At 58.2% G+C, this 20,888-nt stretch carries 12 protein-coding genes; 3 read left to right on the top strand and 9 right to left on the bottom strand.

Translation table 11 applies throughout. The features are described 5' to 3' along the window. Positions 1-9: 9 nt before the first annotated feature. Complete coding sequence (locus AC3A4Z_RS08655; protein ID WP_498711220.1) at positions 10-132, bottom strand: hypothetical protein; 123 nt, start codon at positions 130-132, stop codon at positions 10-12. Between AC3A4Z_RS08655 and AC3A4Z_RS08650 the strand changes: the two genes are divergently transcribed. After that, the gene (locus AC3A4Z_RS08650) at positions 131-547 is read left to right on the top strand and encodes a hypothetical protein (RefSeq protein WP_498711219.1); all 417 of its coding nucleotides are present in this window, start codon (positions 131-133) and stop codon (positions 545-547) included. The two genes, AC3A4Z_RS08655 and AC3A4Z_RS08650, sit on opposite strands and share 2 nt — an antisense overlap. A gap of 651 nt (positions 548-1,198) precedes the next feature. Here the strand turns inward: AC3A4Z_RS08650 and AC3A4Z_RS08645 are convergent. The 5 genes from AC3A4Z_RS08645 to AC3A4Z_RS08625 form a co-directional block, all read right to left on the bottom strand. Next, complete coding sequence (locus tag AC3A4Z_RS08645) at positions 1,199-3,469, bottom strand: DUF262 domain-containing protein (RefSeq protein WP_498711218.1); 2,271 nt, start codon at positions 3,467-3,469, stop codon at positions 1,199-1,201. After that, positions 3,466-5,262, bottom strand: coding sequence for a DUF262 domain-containing protein (locus AC3A4Z_RS08640; protein WP_498711217.1), 1,797 nt, complete (start codon positions 5,260-5,262; stop codon positions 3,466-3,468). The genes AC3A4Z_RS08645 and AC3A4Z_RS08640 overlap by 4 nt, the downstream gene beginning before the upstream one ends. Beyond that, on the bottom strand, positions 5,259-6,065 hold the full coding sequence (locus AC3A4Z_RS08635) for a DUF2510 domain-containing protein (RefSeq protein WP_498711216.1): 807 nt from the start codon (positions 6,063-6,065) through the stop codon (positions 5,259-5,261). Before AC3A4Z_RS08635 ends, AC3A4Z_RS08640 begins: the two co-directional genes overlap by 4 nt. Positions 6,066-6,535: 470 nt before the next feature. Then, on the bottom strand, positions 6,536-7,123 hold the full coding sequence (locus AC3A4Z_RS08630) for a hypothetical protein (protein ID WP_498711215.1): 588 nt from the start codon (positions 7,121-7,123) through the stop codon (positions 6,536-6,538). A gap of 282 nt (positions 7,124-7,405) precedes the next feature. Continuing rightward, positions 7,406-8,032 (bottom strand): DUF4230 domain-containing protein, encoded by a 627-nt coding sequence (locus tag AC3A4Z_RS08625; protein ID WP_498711214.1) that lies wholly within the window; start codon positions 8,030-8,032, stop codon positions 7,406-7,408. Positions 8,033-8,284: 252 nt separating this feature from the next. Between AC3A4Z_RS08625 and AC3A4Z_RS08620 the strand changes: the two genes are divergently transcribed. Further along, positions 8,285-9,610 (top strand): hypothetical protein, encoded by a 1,326-nt coding sequence (locus AC3A4Z_RS08620; RefSeq protein WP_498711213.1) that lies wholly within the window; start codon positions 8,285-8,287, stop codon positions 9,608-9,610. Positions 9,611-9,689: 79 nt separating this feature from the next. Further along, on the top strand, positions 9,690-9,917 hold the full coding sequence (locus AC3A4Z_RS08615; RefSeq protein ID WP_498711212.1) for a hypothetical protein: 228 nt from the start codon (positions 9,690-9,692) through the stop codon (positions 9,915-9,917). A 62-nt stretch (positions 9,918-9,979) separates the two neighbouring features. Here the strand turns inward: AC3A4Z_RS08615 and AC3A4Z_RS08610 are convergent, their stop codons facing one another. The 3 genes from AC3A4Z_RS08610 to AC3A4Z_RS08600 all read right to left on the bottom strand — a co-directional run bounded on the left by AC3A4Z_RS08610 (position 9,980) and on the right by AC3A4Z_RS08600 (position 20,769). Beyond that, a complete protein-coding gene (locus AC3A4Z_RS08610) occupies positions 9,980-12,562 on the bottom strand; it encodes a DUF4268 domain-containing protein (RefSeq protein ID WP_498711211.1) in 2,583 nt (860 codons plus the stop codon). Between the two features lie 174 nt (positions 12,563-12,736). After that, complete coding sequence (locus AC3A4Z_RS08605; protein WP_498711210.1) at positions 12,737-18,214, bottom strand: DUF3320 domain-containing protein; 5,478 nt, start codon at positions 18,212-18,214, stop codon at positions 12,737-12,739. Positions 18,215-18,381: 167 nt separating this feature from the next. Continuing rightward, positions 18,382-20,769: a HelD family protein gene (locus AC3A4Z_RS08600; RefSeq protein WP_498711209.1), complete on the bottom strand. Its 2,388-nt coding sequence runs from the start codon at positions 20,767-20,769 to the stop codon at positions 18,382-18,384. Positions 20,770-20,888 lie beyond the last annotated feature (119 nt).

The raw sequence follows: 20,888 nt of genomic DNA, 5'->3' as shown, positions 1-20,888 counted from the left end.
GTATCCCAGCTACCGGGCCAGGCCGAGAAAGACAGCGAACGACTGCTCAACAGCCACCATCGTTTCTGAATCAATCCGCCCTATCCTGTGTCCGAGATTAGCTCGGCGTACGGTTGTGAGCTTATCGACCATGATTTGGCATACGCGATCCAGACCGTTCGGTATCGCCGGAATGACGCTGCTGGCCAGGCGGTCCGGCCAACGCCGGAAGCTCGCGACCACCGGCCTGATCACCGCCGCTGCCGGCTTCGTCCTGTTGTTTGCCGGCGAGATCATCCAAAGCGCATTCTTCGTCGTCCCCGGAATGCTGGCCGTCATCGCAGGTTTTCTGATGATCGGGGTCCTTATTCTTCGTTCAGGCATTTTTCCTCGCTGGCTCGGGATCCTCTTCCTGGTCAGCACCGTCGCCTTGCTGGCCGCCAATGAGCAAACCCCCGCCGTCCTGCTGGCCATACCCTTTGGGCTCGCCATGATGACGGCGGGCTATTTCATGGTGTCAGGCGGCGGCCGCACGGGTGCGGCCCCTCCTGCCCCAAGCGCCAGCTGAAGGGACGCCGGCGGCCTGCCGCGGTCGAGTGCGGCGTCGACCGCGCCAACCCTGGCAAGGCCAAACCACAGGGCTTCACCAATAAGGGTCAGCGAATGTGCTGGCTGGCCTGCAGTTCATACGCCGGGGTCTCCGTTTGTAAACCATCAACTAGCGTGACCACCGGCCTGGCGTCTGCTGAAGAGGTCAATTGTCAGGGTGCCTAGAATGACTTATGTCTACATTCACACCCGTCGAACTCGCTCGCGAACTGGGCTACACAGATGAGCAGCGCCCCGGACTGGTTGTCCGAAATTATCTCCGGAAGAAATACCCGGACCATCCTAGATACCAGAGATGGGTGGTAGACGACGCCCAAGCGGCTGATGTTCGCGCCAACGTGCCGCGAAAGCGCTGACGGTCGGCCCCGCGAACCAGCAGTTCGCTACGCTGTACCGTTACCCACGCAAGTGCGGACAGGAATTCCTTCAGGCGAAGCCTGTGACGCGACGTGGGCAGCGAGACCTCGGCCGTTGCTAGCAGTTTGCGTTCATGGACGAGCCTTGGGGACCACGGCCCCGAGCACAGATAGGTCCAGAAGTGCGCAAGCCATCTGGTGCAGCATCAAGCTACACCTCGGGTCGCGACTCAAATGCACGATGGACCTGCCGGTCAGAGTCCCGCGTCAAGAAGCCGACGCACAATTTCAGTTCCGATCGCGATTCGGTCAACCGTATCGATCCCATCCATCTGTTTGATCTCGAGGATGCCGGCCCCCGACGCGCCGAGCTCTTGCCGGAGGGAATCGTAAAGCTCCGCGAATTCACCCGGTTCTGGCCGTGACAGTTCAAACCCTCTTGAGACTGAGCGAATCCCCACCCGACTGCGCCTGAGTCGCAGCCATCGCGGAGTTGTCTCATGTCCCGAGAACCATGGGTCATCGACGTCGTCCAGGTTACCGAGATTACGCCAAATAGCGAGGAGGTATGGATCCCGGTACCTGCTATTGAGCGTGCTCGTACCACCACGAAGCATGCACAGCGAGTAGCCAAGTCCGCCTTGGGCGTAGTAGATTCCCGAGCCGCCCTCACGCATGGCCGAATATTTCACCATGTAATAACGCCAGTCGAAGTAGAGCTCCGATTCACGCTGGGCGAGCCATTCGGATTGCACTTCCGCTAGCGTCAGCTTCAAGTCGTCACCGTCATTGATGGCATCCAGGAGCTTGGCAAGAGCGGATCGTGTTGGGGAAAGTGCTTCACGGTCTGCGCCGGTTAGCAATTCTCGCCATGCATTTTCGAAACGCTTTGATCCTGTTCCGAATTGAAACTTTCTGTTATTTGTCGTCTGTTGATACTCATCTACCGCCAGGAGGGCACCAGTTGCATCGAGCCAGGACTCAGGCTCAGCCGCCAGGCGATAGAAGGCGTCGGTCCGAGCATCGAACTTCGTCGGCTCTAGCTCGAACGCGCCGATCGACCCGCGTAACAAGTGGTGATCTTCCAAGCGATGCAGCGACTGAGTCAGCTCTGGGTTTGCTGCCAGAAACTCTCGCTTCAGCACCTCGTCCTCGACCTGCTGTTTGTTGAAGCTGTCAATTCCGTCGAGGGCACCGTCCTGCACAAGTCGTTCGACGTCCTGGAGCAACCTAGGCATCCGGTCGGCGCGCAGCTCATTCGTGGAAGCTTCGATGAGATTACGCAGGGCGCGAATCCGGGCCTGAATGGCGTCTGTTCCAGACATCAAATGGCGGAGTACCGCAAAGAGCAGGAGGCTCTGCCCGAATGTGAAGACCCTTGTTCTGCCGCTTGTATCTCCAAAGGTGCGACAGCAGGCATCAAACAAGTTTGTCCGCTGGTCACGAAAGAAGAGCGCCACGCGATCCTCTTCAAACCCGACCTGGCGGTCGGTGGGATCCCTGAAGAGCCCACTAAATACGTCGGTAACATCGCGGCCGGCCCAGACGTCGAACGCCTTAAACAAGAAGTCCAAGGACTCTGTCCGCTTGGCATTGACGGCGCCGAACACCCGCTCAGTACGACGGCTGAGAGGTTCACGGTGCTCACGAACGTCGATGTCAAGATCGCGCCACTCGCACAACTCGGTAGTGAAGTCGATGTAGCGGACGAATTCGTCGTCGACCAGGTCGTCGTCGCCGCGGAACCCCCAGAGCAGATCTGACCACGCGCCATCAACCTTGAGCGCAAACTCCTCGGCGCGGTCGGTGGACTCTATGGATCTCTCAAAATGGGCTTTGAAGTTCTCGAACTCAGTCAGAGGCTTCCCCCGTGAGTTCATCTTGATATAGAGATCCGCAGCAGAGCCCATGTCAGGCGGTGCGAGCAAGAGAAAGGAAACCGCCGGTTTTATTGGGTCTATGAGCCTGTCCCAGGCCACCTTGGCATCCGTCGTCCGAAATTGCTTGTGAATTGCGTCGACCATGACAAGCATGGACTGGATGGTCGGATCGTGGCGCCAGACGAAAAGGTACCACGGCTGATCAATAATCCATGCAGAAGGCTGGTTAACGGTGTCTGGCAGCGGCGACATCACAAGCCGTTCGCAGAACAGCCGGGCACTCGGCCTAGTTGCATACGTAAACTTCGCCCAGGACTGGGTGGAACAGAGCTCTCCCGCTCGAGATGCGAGATACCAGTGCAGCAAAAACAACGTTGTGAGCCGCTGCTGACCATCGAGCGGCTCCAGCACACCAGACTTCACTTCACCGTAAATGAAGTCGAGGTGGACTGGAACTGGTTCCTCGCCGGAGACAGCCAAGTGCAGAACGTCGATGAAGTTATTACGGATCTCCTCGACAGCAAGGCTTTCGCGGCCCTGCGCGTAATCCCGCTGAATCATCGGGATCTCGATCGCTTGAATCTCATTCGATTCGTCGGGCGAGAAGAGGCCGGTGAATGTCGTAAACCGACTTGGGGTACTCATGCTTCGCTCGATTCTTCCGTCAGATACGCGCCGATTTCGGCGCGGAATGCGTCGAGGTACGCGCGACGATCCGATGCCCCCCAAAAATGGACCTGCTGCGCACTCTCGTCTGTGTAGTACTTCAGGAACACGTTCCGTGTACAGACGGGGATATAGGAGCCCACGCGGTCCCTGCGAAGTATTTCGAGCCGCTTTACTTCGAATACGGCATTACTCAGTGCGCTGTTGTCCCGGCTGTCAAGAAGAGCAAGGTTGTCAATGACGTGCACATCACCCTCCGCTCCCTCATCACCAGACGAGAAAATCGAGTTGACCTCGCGCTCCAGCTTCCGGAACGTTTCCCTGTTAATCGTCGGGATCGCGTCGTCGATCCGATGGATAATGTCGCGACGAAGTTTCTCGTCGACCGGCAAGCCGACTAAAGCGTCACGATGCAGACGGAGCCAGCTCGACCATTGCTCGGCCGTATTCAAGGCCTCGGCATTCTGTGCATGGATGTGCTCCAATGACCACGTGCCAGCAGCATGCGCACGGAATGAATAGCGCTCCGAGGAATGCTTCATTTTGCGTATTGTTTCGACGTTCATCAGGAGCAGCGCCTGCGAAGCCTTTTCCCGTCCCACCGCGCTCTCGTAGGACAGGCCGGATAGAGCTGTATCCGTCAGGGCCAGTTTCGACTTGATCATATCGTCGAGCGTCTTTTCGAAGCTGCTCCTGGTTGCACCCTTCGAAGCCCGGACGAGCGAATTGAAGGGGGTTCCCGTAGCGACCAAGTACCCGACTTTATGGAACAGGTTTCGGTCCTCAAACCAACCGAGGATCAGAGAGTGGAGGTCAACGACTCGGTTCCAGAACGATCTGTGCTCTGTGTCGATCTCGGCTCGCAGCGTCACAAACGTGTGAAAAAGCGGACGCTCCCGTCCTGTCGGGCCGCCTGCAAGCGTGTCGAGTAGCAGGCTCATGTGAGTCGCCTGACTGTTCGCGTGGCCGGTGACGAAAGCCCAGACCTCGGGGGTGCGGAGATCGCGCTCGAATGTGTCCCACTGCGCGGCGACCTCCTGCGACCGATCGGCCCGACCCGGAGACGCCTTGGCACGGGTCAGCAGCAGCGCTTTGACGAGTTCAGCGTCCGTAAGCGGGATGCGACCGATGTTGAGGCGTGTAAACAAATCAGTCGAATTCGTCGTCTCGGGGGCTTCATACCAGATCACTTTCACACGACGCGAAAGATCGGTGTAGAAGTCGATGGCCGCTTGAATCTCGCCTGTTCCCCTCGCCGCGAACCACGACCTGATCGTCGAAGCAGCCTGGTGTATGTGGAAGAAGTCAATGTTCCGCCTGCTTCCGGCCTCATCCGGGTCCTTCAGGTAATCCGGGCTTCCGAAGCGAGTCTCATATTCAAGCTCGTATCGCGCGATCACTGATGGTAAGGACCGGCGGATGTCCTGCAGGATCAGGAACAGCGTGGTGAGTCGCTGCTGGCCGTCCACCAGTTCCCAGCGACCGTCGGCCATACGTTTCACAACGATGGGCTGCAGATAGTAGGACGATTGCGCACGGCTTTCCGCAACATCGTCAAGGAGACGAGTAACCTCGTCAACGCCCCACCGATATCCTCGCTGATACGCCGGGATGAAGAACTTGCCTTCAATGTCGCCGACGAACCGCTCTTCCAGCAACCCTGACGTCCCCATGAACGCAACTGTATCCATAGCCTCAGACATTGGATGCAGGTCCCGACAGCGTTTCGCGATGATTGTGTCCGGGTCCTCCAAAAGCCATGCGTCCGTCATTTCATAAGTTCGATCTGATCAATACGGAGTTCGGGAACTGTCAGGCTGCCACCTATGCGGGCATCATAGGTATACGAACCTCGTACCGTTGCCAAGACTCTGACTTCGTCTTTCTCCACTACATCCTTTAGTTGGTCACAATTGACACCCCCGGCCCCACCGCTAAAAACAGCATTATTTCCGAACGACCTGATGATTTCTTCCTGCGTTGCTGCGCTACTGGCCAGAAATTTGCAGCTGCCAGTAGCAGAATCGAATTGCGTCACACGGGCAAAGACCACCACGCGCTTGCCCTCATACGAGTTAGGTTCCTTAGCCATCAGGGCTAAATCACGTTCACCAATTGCAGAATAATCCGAAGCAATAACCACCGTCGGTTTCGAGGATGCACTCACGGCCTCAGAAGTGCGGGGGCCTCCCCCCGCGATAGCCCAAATCAGGGTAGCTATGAGCGCCAGCGGAGCCACGCAGAGGCTGGTGACGGATAGCCTGCGGCGCCCCTGTTGCTTGTTGAGGGCGAGTACAGCAAAGACGACGGCTCCCACGAAGCTGGGGACGGCAAGAACCAAGTTGGAGAAGAAAAGGAAACCACACAGAACCAAGATTCCCGCTGTGATGGCAAAACCAGACTTGCGTCGATAAGCAAGCGGAGCAGGAGGAGACTGAGCTTTACCGGCCGCGGGTGGATCAAAAGCTTGAGGTGGTTCCGCGGGGCGAACCTGGTCTGTCCATTGTCGACCATCCCACCATCGAAGCCAGTTTGGGTTGTCTGATTGCGGATACCATCCAGGGGGTGTGTTCATTCTTTTCCTTTGTGGATTCTGAGCTTCTTGGCGACGCTACGGTCCGCAGACCCAATGTTGACGGCAAGTCATCAATAGCTAATAAAGCCGACCCTCCATCACCCGCCGCTGGGCCCGTCACTGCGCAGCGTCGGGACCGACCCGCCTTACCGCAGAGCGCGGTTAGACCTCCTGCGCAGGGCCCGGCTGAAGGAGTGAGGGTCCTAGGCAGCTGGAGTGGCTGAGTGGAAATCGAGGGTCTTCAGCACACCTTGTGCTCGATGCGCACATTTTGTAGTTCTGGTATTTGCCAATTCAGACCGACGAGCATGTTCATGTTGAGACCCCCAACTGTCTTTGAAGCGTAAGTTGCATGAATCTTTTCACGGGATTTCACGCGCGAATACGGTCTTGATCTAATGCTGCGGTAAAGCTCAGAGAAATCGTCGCATTGCCGGCAAGGATGCCAGCGGTGAGGAGGAGACTGTGGACTACGGCCTGAGGTTTTCGGATCCGGCGAGTACCCGCGTGCGCTGCGCCGCGCCCACGAACTGGTCATCTCCGGTGTCACTCGCCCGGAGATCCCTACACCGCTGGCGGAGTCGTGGCGCCGGTCCATGGCGCTGGGCATCCGCCCCGACCAGCACAGCCCGCGGCACCTGCACGATCCGTCCGAGGTGCTGCAGCTGCGGCGGGAGCACCGGCTGCAGCAGGTGATGCCGGCGCTGCAGGACCTGCGCCATCACAGACCCGGCCACCGGCCGGCTGCTGGGCGTGCTGGACGTGTCGGGACCCCTGGACACCATCAGCGCGGACATGCTGAGGATGGTGCGGCGCGCGGTGCGGGTGGCGGAGTCGCTGCTGGGAATGCCCGACGGCGGCGCCGCCTTGGGTGCCTCGTCTGCCGTGCATGCCTCCAGGCGGGGTGCCCCTGGCCTGGTGTTGCCGTTTACGTCCCTAGAGCTGCTGGGAGACCGGCCTGCCGCGGTGTTTGCTGACGGGACGTGGGTGCCGCTGACGATGCGCCGGAAGAGCTGGAGGCGTACAACGCTCCCCTGCTCAGTCGGTCTGGCGTTCATGCCGTGCAGCTGCTGCGGGATCAGCTGGACCTGGCCGTCGCATCCGCGGTTAGGTCCAGCGGGGACGCCGGGCTAATTATTCGCTGGCTGTATACCGATATGAGCGGCGGGGATTTTGCGGCCGTGGACGCCCTGCGCCGGCTGCTGGGACACGGCGATCCGCGGTATCTGGCCTTCCGTGCTTCATCCGCTCTCGGTCGTTCAGCCCCCCCAACCGAGCCGTCCCCAATAGCGGTTAGTTGCGCGTGGCGTGGCTTGGATCAAAGGACCCAGCGGCACTACCTAGCCACCTGTGCCGCCCTCAAAGGTGACCTGGTATCCGAGCGAACCGAACAGGCTGGTAAGCGTCGCCTTGGCATTCTCCGCAGCTCGCGCACGCAACTCGGAGTACTCGGCAGCGGCAGCAATTTTGGTTTCGCTAAGCCTGAGCAGTTCCACTTGCTGCGGCGCCTCAAACACATCAACAATCCGGTCAACCACGCCGCGATCCTGGCTGTACACGCGAAACTTGTTGTGGTCGATGTTGGGCTTGTCCAGCTGCACCTCCGGGAGTCGCACCTTCACCGACTTGCCGTCCGCAGACAACGTCAGATCCTCCTCGGCCAAACCTGTGAGATCGATATGAGCATTGACCGTGCCGCCGGCGACAAAGAGCGCCCGCCGTCCGGAGATAAAGTCGGGCATACTCGTATCGTCGTCCCCGGTGTCGACAACCAGCTCATAGGTACCGATCGCACTATGGAGCTGGCTCACCTCCTTGACTGATTTCAACAGCACCGTCTGGCTCCGCTCGCTTTTGGTCGAAAGCGGGCCGTATCCAAGGACGGTCGCAACAAGCAGTCCAGCCAGTAGCACGGCCACTACTGATGCAATGAGCGCTACGGGCTTAAATGATTTAGCTTCGGACACTGGACCTCTTTTGCCTTGAAACGGCTCGGGTTCCGTTCCTGTTGGTTGCCTTCCAGAAAGCGATGTCTGGTCGATTCAGGATCAGTGTAGCGGGACTCGCCCAAGGTTATGCCGACGACACTTTCATAAATCCTTACCTCAATGTGGGACGATAGCGACCGGGTGAGAATCGAGCAAGGACTACGTTCTCGATACGCAAGCGGCGTCGCACGACCGCCTAAGGCGGACTGCAATGTCATGAGGGGACCAAACGTGAGTACTGACAACAGGGCACTCGTGCCGGTGTGGACACTAGCTACTGAGGCCGTAAGCGTAGCGGACGTGCTGGGGCACGAGGGCATGACATCGGCTCGCCTTGCAGAACTAAGAACAGCCCTGGCAGCACTTGCGGATTCCCCCATCGCCACACTCGAGATGCACTCTATGCCACCGACCCGCAATCGGAAGGGCGGGCTCCCGCTTGATGCAGCAAGCCCGCTCGCAAGGCAGCTAGCCGAGCTGGTAAACAAGACTGCAAAGTCAGCTCCCGAGAAGTTAGACGTTGCGGATACGGCAGACGTGCTTTATCGGATGGTCGTACCGGCAAAGGTTGCCGCGCAGGTCGGCAAAGGACTTGTTCGACCCATGGCGGCCAAAGGAGTTGCAGGAGGTATCCATGGCGCCTTGGTTGACTCCTCCGGAATCGTAGGTGCGGCCACGTTTGTACCTGTTGCTGGTAAGGCCGCCGCTGCAGGTGCAGCGGGTGTTGCACCTGCAGCGGCGGGTGCAGGGGCAGCAGGTGTAGCGGTTGCCGGTACCGGAGCTCTAACAGTGGCCGCGCCACTTGTGCTTATGGCTGTAGCAGTCAGCGTCAGTGCTCACGCTGAATACCAGCGGCAGCAAGCAATCGAGCGCATCACCGACCTCCTGGAGCAGTTACACGAGGACAACCTCGATAAGGAACGCAACGAATTGGACGGTTGTCGTGAAGCAATCGACAAAGCAACCTCCATCCTTCTTGACAAGGGCCGGATCGGCTTCTCGCTCGGCTTGGATTCCTCCGTGCACGCCATCAATACGGCGATCGCTGCCACTCGCCGGCGGCTGAAGAAGTGGGAGGCGGCGCTGGATGCGCTGCCCGAGGGAGCAGTCGAAGTGAGTGAACTGAAAAAGTCCTTCCTCGGCATCACCGAAGAAGGTGGCACTTTTCGGGCCCACCTGGAAATTGCACGTCTGGCCATAGCACTTAAGCGCCGGGTGCTTGTTCTTCAAGCAGTCGAGCACGCCCAGCAGGACACTGGCAATTCCTTCAAGAGTTTCATCGGGACGCTTCATAACGACGGGCGTGGCACCGACGAGTTGGAGTCAGGGGTCAACCTGGTTTTGCTTCGGCTCTCCGCGCTCGAAGTGAAGCGCGACGGTGGTTTCCGTCTTCCGGCATTCACGCCGGGCGAGGTAGACCACTTACTCCAGGCCGCATACCGCCTTCGTGCTCTGGGCGACGGCCTACAGGTAACTGGCCACCAGGACGACGTAGCAATTGAGATCGAACGGAACAGCAGCGGATCACTCGTCGTTTTCCCAGCCGTCGCCGCCTAAGCTGCCTGTGCGCAAAGCGTCCACGGGCTTTGCGCATGTTCATCTCATTAGACAAGCCACCACTGATACGGAGCAGATTATGGCCGGAAAGGCAGACAAAGCCGCAGCCTTAATTAGGGACGGCGGACAGAAGGCAAAAGCTGCCGCCACCAAAGTTTACGTTGTTGCCAAGGACCCTGAGACGCAAGCTAAGGCAGGGAAACTACTTGCGGACGGCAAGAAGATCTATCGTGCAGCAACAAGCCCCGAAGCCAAAGAGGCATACCGCAAAGTAGCGGCAGTAATAAACAAGGTGCGGAAGAAGTAGCAAGGGGCTCGAGTCCTCCTAGCTCATGCCCGTTCTGCCGGGGACCGGTGTGCCCCGTCCGGTCACCACTCTAAAACAGGTTGGTCTCCCAAGACTCCATGCAAACCTCCGTCTTGCAGGTACTTCAACAAGACTCGCGCAAAAGTGTCGGCCCTAGCCACGAGCCATTCCACAAGTTCTTGAGACTGGGCCTCATCAAGGAAGTCGCCGGGCCGTCTGCTGACAAGCTTGGACGCCTTGCGGTCGGGTTTGTCGTCCCACTCCACCTCGAACCCTAGGTCGGCTTCGATGGCAGTGCGCTGGGCCAGCAACTTCGCGAAGAGACCTTTGTCGTCATTGATCCAAAACTGCGCGGTGACGAGCTTCTTTTGGGAGTTGGCCGAGAGTGAGATTACCGCACGGGAATCTCCGAGGCTCACGTCGTACCAGTTTTGTGGTAAGGGTTTGCGCCAAGTTCCAATGTTGGTCGCATTTCTCAGCCCGTAGTTGCGTACCCGCTCGAAGAAGTCCAGCTGTGCGTTCTTCAGGGCCACGTTGTTTCCCACCCGAGCTTGACTGCTCACCCTGTTGCGCCGTGCGGAGATCACGTCCTCGTCGACGTCGAGACCGGCGGCGTTAGCAAGCTCCTCTGCACCAATGAATTGGCCGCGGTCCGCACGTCCTTCGGCATCGAAGCTAATTCCTTCCTCCTCGAGAACGGCCCGTGGGTCATCATCGCGGCCGGACTCGAGCCAGCGGAAACCAGGCGAGATGGTTCCGCCACTTTGCAGGACTCGCCAAGCGTTCGCTATTGGGTAGTTGGCGAGCACCGCAGCCAGTGGCTGTGGCCACGTATTCGCCACGATGGCGACATCCCCGTAGGAGCTCCATCGGCCAGCCGGGATCTCGGCTACGACCACAGCAATTTGGCTGCGCAGAGCAGACGGCTCCTCGCCCAGAGCAATAATGCTTTCGTCGGGTCCAGGCCACAAATCGATGATCTTCTCTGCCAACTCAACGCTGCGCGAGTTGATCTCATTGGCACCCCAGGTGGCGTGGGCAGCGATCGCTCGATTCATCGAAACCCCGCTCTTAGCCAGCAACTCCCGTTTCTCGTGGAACGGCTTGTTGCTGAGCTCGCTGTTGTACCCGCTGAGAGTCAGATTGCCCAGGGTGTGCACGACGCGCTCATGCTCATAATCGATGTCTGCGTCTGAGTCGAAACCCTTTGCGAACGCTTCCCGTACCGACTCAGTCATAGATTGGGGCAAAACATGCTCGATAGTCAAGTGCCGTGGGTCGAGGTCTAGGACCTCCTTCGGACGGTAGGCCTCTTCGAGCCACTGCAGGATGAGCTTTTTCTGAGGTCCGCGGCCCTGCCAGTAAAACGCAACAGTCTGAACTGCCTCTCGAACCTGCTGATCGGTTGCAAAGTACTTCCGGCCCCGGGACAGGTAGTCGCGTAGAGCCACGTCGATCTCCTCAGCACCACTGATCGCGCCGACAGCCTGGAGCAGTGTCCGGTTCAAGCTGGCGGTGGCGCGGCCGATGACGATCCGCCGCACGAAGTACGACTCAAGGCATGTAAGAGCGCGGATCACTTGATCATCGGCGGCGGTGCCGGCAGCGCGTCGGGCGAGGATCTGCATCACCACGGGATATGCAGTTGTCGAGCCCCACGCTTTTATCCTGGTGAGGCGCCTGCGAATTTCGGTGTGTTTCTCCTCAGCAGGGTTGAGAATCGTGGCGAGCACCTCGCCCAGTCCGGCTATACGGATTACCTCGGCCTCAACCTGGTCGACGGTCTTGAGTTTCTCGAGCCGCTTTTGCTGTCCTACGTAAGTATCAGACTGTTTTGCCCGTTCGTCGCGCTGAGCGAGGTCGAGCCAGAACAACAACTCGAGGTTTTCAGAGTCAAGCTTTTTCTCTAGTGGAAGCCATATGTTGTCGTAGACGGTTTCTGCGCGGTCACCGAGCCGCATGAATAGGTAGTTCTTGAGCAGATCGCTTTGTGTCAAGCGAAGGCCGGTATTGTTCAAGGACTCGAAGATGCGGTGTGCGTTGTCTGACGGTTCGGCCGTGACCACGACGAGCGCCAGTCCGCGGACGACGGCGGCCTCGAGCAGATAGAGGTCGTGTGGGTCGTCGGGATCGTCAGCCGCTGCGATCTTCGAGCGGAAGAATCGGTAAGCGTCGCCTATAGAGTCCTCACCGCCGGCCTGAGGCGCACGGTTGAGAACAGCCATATAGGCGGGTCGGTCTGTCTGTGTGGGCATCACCTTTAGTGGCTTGTCGTGGTCGTAGACGTTGATGAGGTACTGGGCATCGATACCGCGAGCTCGTTCAGTTTCCCCGGTTTCGAGCAAGTGATCCCGGAGTGCAGCCAGGAGAAGAGTCAGAGTGGTCAGGCGCTGCTGGCCGTCAACGACCAGGAACTTATTGACGCCGATCGCGCCGAAATCAGGACTGCTCGCCAGCACGAGCGATCCGATGAAGTGGGAGGCCTTCGCATCCTCGCCAAGGGATCGCTCCAGCTCCACGACGTCCGACCACAACTGGTCGAGCTGCTTCTTCCCCCACGAGTACACCCGTTGATACAGAGGAACCTGGTACTGCTTCTTGCCTTCCAGAACACCCGCGAGCGTCCCATTCTCCGCTCGAACCACAAGCATCTCCTTAGGGTTTTAGTGCTTACGGATGAGAATACAGCGATCGACTATTCACACCGCGTCCGGTGCGTCTGGAGGAAGGTTCGCTAAGCCTAACTTGCTCACAACCTGCCCAGATATGAACATGAAGCGCCCGCCAGGATCGCTCCTAGCGGGCGCTTCACACACACCTTATTGCGCAGTCTCGTATGAGCCGTCCGGCCGGCGCAGGCAATAACCCTTCTTCACTGCTCTCCGAAGGCTCCGCTGAAGTGCATTTTGGATGTCGGGGCCTCGTCGTGCCCACCCAAAAACGTTACGGACCGCGACAAGTAGCTCTTCCTCTGTAATGACTATTGAGTCAGCAACTACGAGACGTACGGCCTCATCGAACTCCTCAGGCGGAATTCCACCTGCTTTACGGATGTCACTTTGTCCCGTTGGTCGCCGGACGTTCACTGCGTCTGCGCCATCTACTCGGATAAAGCCTTCTTTATCGAGCTTCACTTTCATGCCGCTAACTTTGGCAAGTGACAGTGCTCTTTCAATGTTGACTTTGGCGCGCGGACCAATGGCGCCGGCTCCCCAGTGCTCCCGCAACCGAGTGTGAAAGGTATCTACGTGCAGTGGTGCTTCGACGCTAACAACGTGAGCCGCATATTGGATGAGGTCTGTAAGTGCGTCGGCATCTCCCGGTTGGTACCAATACCGGTGCGGTGGCTTTGAGGCAGAGGTGTATGGCACCGTCCAAGCGGGCGGGGCGGACAGGTCTATCTCTTCATACTCCACGAGCCCGGCACTTTCCGCCGACTGAGCAATAGCAGGAACGCCGTGGTTCCCACTCACAGCGTCCTCAAGTGCCTGCTTGAGAGCGATCTCTTGTGTGGACCGGTCTCTGTACCAGCTCAAACCCCAGATCCGGTATATGTCCCACCCGAGCCCCCGCAGCACGGATTCCCTCAGACGGTCTCTGTCACGCGCGCTCTTTGCCGAATGATAAGCGGCACCGTCGCACTCGATGCCCAGCATGAAGCTTCCCGGCATGTCAGGGTGACGAACCCCTATATCTATCCGGTAGCCGCCAGCCCCGACCTGAGATACTGCATCGTAGCCCCATGCCCTGATGACGCGAAGGACTTCCTCTTCAAAGGGGCTCTCGGCATCCCCCACAGACCCGGATATATCAGAGGCCAAGGCCGCTCGGCCCCGGGCAGCGAAGTCTAAATAATTCTTCAGGTGACGATTTCCTGCGGACGCGCCGTCAGACATGTCTCCAGCATGGAATGAGCTGACTACTTCGACCCTTCGGCGTGCGCGAGTGATTGCCACGTTAAGTCGCCGTTCGCCGCCTTTCCGAGTCAGGGGTCCGAAGTTCATTGCCAGCTTGCCCGCTTCATCAGGTCCGTAGCCAATACTGAAAATGATGATGTCTCGCTCGTCGCCCTGGACGGACTCAAGGTTCTTCACAAAAAACCCGCGAAGTCGGTCATGGTCCTCCATAAGACCACTAAGCAGCGGCTCTAGCTCTGCGCGTCGTTCAATAGCTTCGGAAACAGCCTCGGCTTGTTGTGTAGAGAATGTTACAACTCCGAGCGAGAGGTCCGGATTAACGCGGCGGTGTTCAAGGACACGGTCCACGACGCGCTCTGCTTCAATGGGATTCTTGCTACCTGCCCCTCGCTGGTAGATACCCTGAACGAATTCGTGATGTACCCCGAGGTCGTCAGCTTCCTGGGTGGCCCCGGGGAAAGTATTGAGTTTCCCCTCGTATATCCGGTAGTTCGAATAGGTAATGAGATCTTCATGGAGGCTGCGGTAGTGCCATGAGAGCGGCAGCGACACCATCGCGCCCGAAGCCTTGCAGAGATCCAACACGCTGTCGAAGTTGTCCGGTTCATCTTCGTCGTCGCTTTCGACATCTGCTGCCGAGAAGAAGGACGTTGGCGGGAGCTGTCGCTGGTCGCCAGCCACGATCAGCTGTTTGCCCCTGTAGATGCAATTGACGGAATCGGCGGGCATGACCTGGGAGGCCTCGTCGAAGATAACGACATCGAAGACGAACCCCGCGGGGAGATACTGCGACACGGAAAGAGGACTCATCATGAAGCAGGGCTTCAGCCCCTGAACTACAGAGCCAGTTTCTTCCAGCAAGCGCCTAATCGGTTTATGACGGGACTTCTTGTTGGCCTCGTGGGCGATCACTGCCGCAGGCCCGGCCATGCTGCGTGGACGTCGGGCAACACAGGCGGTTACGACGTCGGCGTAAGCATTGGCGATTAGGTTTCCATCCAATTCCTTGAACTGTTTCAGCAGGCTTTCACGGCCGGACGCACGGTGCTCTGACAACCGGTCATCGTCTTCAATAATGCTTTCTGCCCAAGGTTCCATTGCAGCCCTTTCAATTGCCGGCACTACTTGGTCCGCCGCCGCATGGCTATCTCTCAGGGCTGTCAGCGTCTCGGGCATTCCGGCAGCGGAAAGAGCTGCAAAAAGCCTTTTGTACTCAAACCAAACATCGATATCAGCAGCCGGATTAGAACCGAGGGCCGCAAGGAGCTCCTCTGCATATTCAAGGTCCTGGTTCAGTTCCGCGCTGAGCTCGGTCGAGCGCTCGGCATCGAAGAAGCCGACCAGCTTGTCGCTGGCTTCCAACCAGGAAGAATGGCCTTCGGCCAAATCGAGGTCGGAGGCGTCGAAATCCTCGATGAACCGGACATCATCATCCTCAATTGGTCCTCCGACGATTCTGCGCAAGGCTGCGGTCCAGTCGTAGTCGGCTCGCACCGCTGCCCAGTCTGTTTTCCGTGGACTGTATCGCTTGCCCAATACCTCGGAATCGTGCCGCGAACATCCGGCGGTTTTCTTATCCATCTCGTCCAAGACCTCGATCTGCCGGAGAACCGCATTTGCGGCAAGCGGTGTTGCCGTCTCGCCCAGCATCTCCGAAAGCCGGTCCCGCAAAGGTTGCGCGGCCGAAAAGTTCTCTTGAGCTGCCTTGAGAATTCCCAACATGTGAGTAAGTGGCAGATCACTGACCTGTTCGTGGAAAACAGCGCTGAAGAGTGCATGCGTGTCGGCCCCGAAGCGCTCCACCATGTTGGCAACGTCTCTCGCCAGGGGGATCAGCGCTGCGTCTGGCGGGTTGGCTTTACTCAGCTGCCGCGCCAGCGCGGATGACGCTATGTCGTCTCCGGCCAGCTTCAAGGCCGTTCTAGCAACTTCAAGTGCCTGAGCGATCCTCGCAAAGTCGGTCGCGGTGCCACGGTAATAACTACCGAGCCGAGGCCCATATTCGGGCTCGCTATTAGCGAGATTCTCCTGTGCTGTCTGCCAAGAGATGGCATCACCAAGCATGGCAATTATCTCTTTGTTGACGACCCCGGCAACTGTAACCTCGCGAAGCGTTTTCTTGTCCGCCCGGGCTTGTTTACTCCAGGCTTTCAGTCCTCGGTGCTGCAATTCAAAGCGAGCCTTAAGGCCCTTCAGGTCAAGTGCGAGGATTTCAGGGCTGAAGGTTGACTCCATTGCCGACTGACGGTCACGTACGATCGCAGCCAGCTCCCCAAGGATCCGCGCACTCTCGTCCAAAGCCCCTTGGACACTCGGGTTGATCCAATGTGGTTCCGGCAGGCTGCCCTGTTGGCTGAGCTCTGCGAGTGATGAGAGGGCTAGGCATTTGTTTAGGGTCAGTGATTGCGGTTCAACGTCGAAAAGCACACCTAGTTGCTGGGCCTTGTCGAGTAGAGCTTCGAGCAGGGAGGCAGCCCCCGAAGTTCCCAGCTCGATGCCGCTAAGCTGGCCGAACGGAAATTGGCTGAGAGGACGACTGAAAATTGCCGGGTCGTGCTCGAGGAAAGTTTCAAGCGGGGCTACAAGACTTTTGTCATTCTTGTCCCATCTATCCCCGCAAATACTGTCAATCTCAGCTTTCTTGGCGTGATATTCAACGTCCTCTGCTTGAAGGTTTTCGATCCTCCGAAGAACATCAGTGAATTTGGACTCGGAATACCAGTGCCGGGGAACGTTCCTTCTTGCACGAAGATGGGCGGATAAATCCGCTCGAGACCGGACGCCGGCAACGTCCAGGGCAACAGGCCAAAATGGAATCTGTGCGTCAAAGAGCCTCGCTGTTCTCAGGAGGCGTTCTGTTGCCAAGGCCAGAACGTCCACACACTTTTCGACCTCCTTGATTTGTGCTTGTGTGAGGCTCGATCCGGCCAGACCTCGCCAGGCGAAAGATTCTCCTTCTGCAGCCGGGCGCCACACTTTCGATAGTGATGTAGCGGCAAGCAAGATGTCTGCTAGTGCGTCCGCAGACAGCAGACCAAGTTTACTGAGGTCTCCAGAAGGGTATTCGCCCACGTTTGCTAGCTGGGCCAGCCGTCCCAAGACATCGAAGAGGCTGCGCCCTAACGGGCTTCGGACCTCGTTCATTGCATCAGCATGGTCGCTTAGCCTGGTCCGGCTTTTGATGAGTTGAGATCGGTCCGTTTCTGAAAAAGGGCTCTTTACTACCGGGCGGCGGGTCAGCTCAGCGTGAAGCGTCTGGACCACTTGCTTGCGGGTCGCCTTGTGGCTATGCAGTTCAAGCAGGAACGGATCCAACTGCCTGCTTGTCAGTCGATCCCTCACCACGTCCAAAGCCGCGGCCTTTTCGCTGACGAACAGCACAGTTTTCCCTGTTGCGATGAGCTCAGCGATAATGTTGGCGATCGTCTGGCTTTTGCCGGTGCCTGGGGGCCCGTCCATGATAAAGCTGCGACCTTCTCTTGCCGCAAGAATGCACTTTCGTTGACTTCCATCGGCATCAAGAATGCTGTGGAGCTTTTCGGGCGGCAGGCGGAAGTCCAGCTCTTCGTCAGAAACAGGGTCAAAGGCGAACGCCTCCGACTTCGGCGCCTCGGGGCCCAGTGCCATGAGTTGAATCATGCCATTGGCGACAATCTTGGCTTCGTTCTGCTCAAGGTCACGGTACATAGCTTCCTTATGGAAGCTGAAGATGGACATCACAACCCGCTCGTCAACAGTCCAGTCTGGGTACTGGGCGATGGCCTTGCGCACGGCGGGCAGTACCTTCGCAACATTCAGGTCGTCTACGTCGAACTCGGGGAGATCCAGGCCGAAGTCCCTGCTGAGCTTGAGGCCAAGGGCCGTGTTCAGCGCCGGTTCATCTTCCGTTCGCCTCAGCACATACTGCTTTCCCTCCTTGGCCAGACGGACGGGCACCAGCAGCAACGGACTTGCGATTTTCTTTCCGTCAGCGGGATCTATCCAATTGAGCATGCCGTGGCCCAGATAAAGGGTCCACACCCCACGGTCCGCATATTCTTGTTCCGAGCGTTGATGCAGCCGCTTTGACGTGCTCAGGATTTGGGCAGCGGTTTTGCCAGTGACGCGTAGGGTTCGTGAACCTTTCGTGGGAAGCCTCAGGGCTTGTGCCGATTCACCCGATACCTCGTCTGCAGGTTCACTGCTGACGAGCATGACGTCGCCCTCCCCCACCAGGGCTTCTACCCCTGAGCAGCCAGGTTCAAGGATTTCGAAAGTCCCACTCTTGGGGTGCTGGAAATAGACAAGCCTCTGACGTCTGTCGATCGACAACAGGTCGTCCCGCCAGCGTTGCATCTGCAGCGCCAGCTTCTTGTCCAAGACACCATTGCCTGTCGACACGGTTCTCCTATCTTTCCGACCCATGCGGAGAATTGATGCATTTCACTCAACGTCTCGGTCTTTTCGAGCGGATAGTCCAATGAAGGATATCTGTCTAATTGGTCTGCTGAGTTTCCAGTCCAAACTACGGCTGCAGCCTCAATTTTGAGTCAAGTTCTCCCGAGTTATCACTTTTCCGAAGCAAGCCGGGCCAGCTCTTCGACGACAGCTGGAACCAACTTGGGAGGCACGTTATCCCGCAGCTGGGACGCGAAAAACTTGGCCCAATGCTCAGCCATCGCCTGCTGCATTCCATCCAGGCGGGACAGCTCCGTGCCCGCAAAACTATCCGGGGCACCGCCAACTGCCAAGGATGGGACGACGTCGGAAACTGGGTTGTCTACCGGCGTGACACTAGATGCGACATCAGGGAAAGCTGAGTCGGCTCCAGGAGCTGGATCGCTAAGTATGGTTAAGCCGGATTCCGATGGCAGTCGCGGTTGTTCAGCAAGCGCTCTTGGTGGCTGAGGTTCGTCGGGACCGCCAAGAATCGGCGGCAACGAGCCGGCGGGATAGATCACGTCCAGATGGGTAGTTGTTCGGGTCAGTGCGATGTACAGCATGCGTTCGCCATGCGGCATTGCCAGGATTCCCGCCGGATCAACCACCAGGACGGCGTCAAACTCGAGCCCCTTGGCATCCTCAGGCGTAACAAGATTGATGGCGGTGGACAGCTCACCTTCGGTGGATTCGCTCCATTGCAGATCATCACTTCGGAATGCGGTTCTGAGTTCCGGCCACAACTTTGTCGGGGCTATCACGCCAACAAAGCGGCCCCGTCCGCTGTGGGTGAATACGCAGCGCGATACCTCGCGGGCCAGGTCCTCCTGGTAGGCCCCAACGAATCGGGGCTCATAGTCAACATCCCTCAAGATCCGCGGAGGGGTTATGGAAGGTGCGGCTGACTTGAGCACCGGCAGCGCGACGTCAAAGACCTGCTTCGGTACCCGGTAGCCGTGCTCGAGCTCCACCACGCGGGTGCCCGTGCTGTCTGCAGTGGCCTCACTGAGAATCTGCGCTACGTCGTCCCAAGAGTCGCGTGAGTACGGCCCGGTCGATTGGGCTATGTCACCGACTACGGTCATCGATCCGTTTTTGGAACGTCTGCGGACGGCGCGGAGCTGCATCTTAGACAGGTCTTGTGCTTCGTCCACGACAATGTGTCCGTATGTGCGGGGTGACTCGCGCATTAGCGCCTGTGCCTCATCGAGCAGGGCAAGGTCGGAGATGGTCCAAGGCTCATCTCCTACTTTGTCTGATTGCTGCCGGTACAGCAGCTCGATCTCTTCAATCGTCAGGTGACCGTAGGCAGCTCGCTTGAGCCGTTCCTTAGAGCCAAGGAGTTCCCGAAGGTACTGCTGAGGGGTTATCTGTGGCCAGATCTTTTCGACTTCCGCTTCAAGAGCTCGGACGTCGAGAAATTGTTCCGGAGCAACCTGACGGATATTGCCCAGCAAAGGGGCGCACAGCTCGACGAGCCGCTGCCTGAAGCGGCGGCGGCCGTCAGCAAATGTCTCGAACTGCATGTTACTCAAGACGTCCGCGACGGAGTTTGCAGGGATAGAGACCGTAAGGACCGTATTTCGCCGTTGAATGCGCACATCCGTGGCCGGAACTCGGATGCGTTGCTTCAGCCCGTTTTTCAAGACCTGGCTCATTCGTGCCGAGCCCTTGACCTTCGCCGTATCAGTTGAGTCTTCCCCGCTGACACGCACGTCGTTGGACAAGAGGTTCTGCAGTGCTTGCTGGACGACATCGTCGTCTCCAAGATCGGGCAAAACCCTTCGAATGTACTTGGTGAAAGTCGGGTTGGGTCCGACGACCAAGACATCCTCTGGCGGCAAGTCGTCCTGATAGTTGAAGAGGAGCCAGGAAACACGATGAAGGGCCACAGCTGTCTTGCCAGTGCCAGGGCCGCCCTGTATGACAAGGAGCTGGTCCGGGTCCGCGCGCACGAGCTTGTCTTGAGCCGCCTGGATCGTCTTGACGATATCCGTCATCTCTGAGCCGCGCTTGCGGCTTAACGCCTGCAGGAGGGCATCCCCCGTATAGGTGTGCTCGTCGAGCTCGCTAACGGCTTCAGCCAATGCTTTGAAGACTATGTCTTCGAAATCGAGAATCTTGTTCGCTGGCGCGTCGAAGACCCGCTTGCTGCGCAGCCCCATGGGATCTTGTATAGAGGCCTGGTTAGCTACCGCCGCGGCTGGGGCCTGCCAGTTGACGACCAGGAGATTCTTGTCCTCATCGAAGATGGCAACCTTGCCGATGTACAGCTTGTCCCCATCTTCGAAGTCAATGCGCGACAGCGCAATCGGGTCACCAGGGGAGGCAACCCTGCGTTTCTCCATGGCTTGCTTATAGGCGCGCCGTTCAACGGCTGAACCCGCCGAAGCCGTAGACAGGGACCACGCTGCGTCCTGGCTGTCACGGTATTGCTTCGCCCGATCGAAGTAGGATTGCTCCCGTTGAAGTTCAGCCGCCTTAGAGAGAGATCCGACGCCGGCGTCTACACCCACTATTGCCCCCAGTTTTGTCGGCCCCAATGGGCCGTTGTAGCTCAGTCACAATAATGTAGCTGGAGCGGCCGACAATTGTAGAAAAGCCATGCGTTGTGAGCAGGTAAATTCGCAACGTA

The sequence above is a fragment of the Arthrobacter sp. Soil_C_49 genome, from assembly GCF_057656635.1.
Note: the sequence above shows the minus strand (reverse complement) of the source record. Positions and strands in the feature narration are given on the sequence as shown.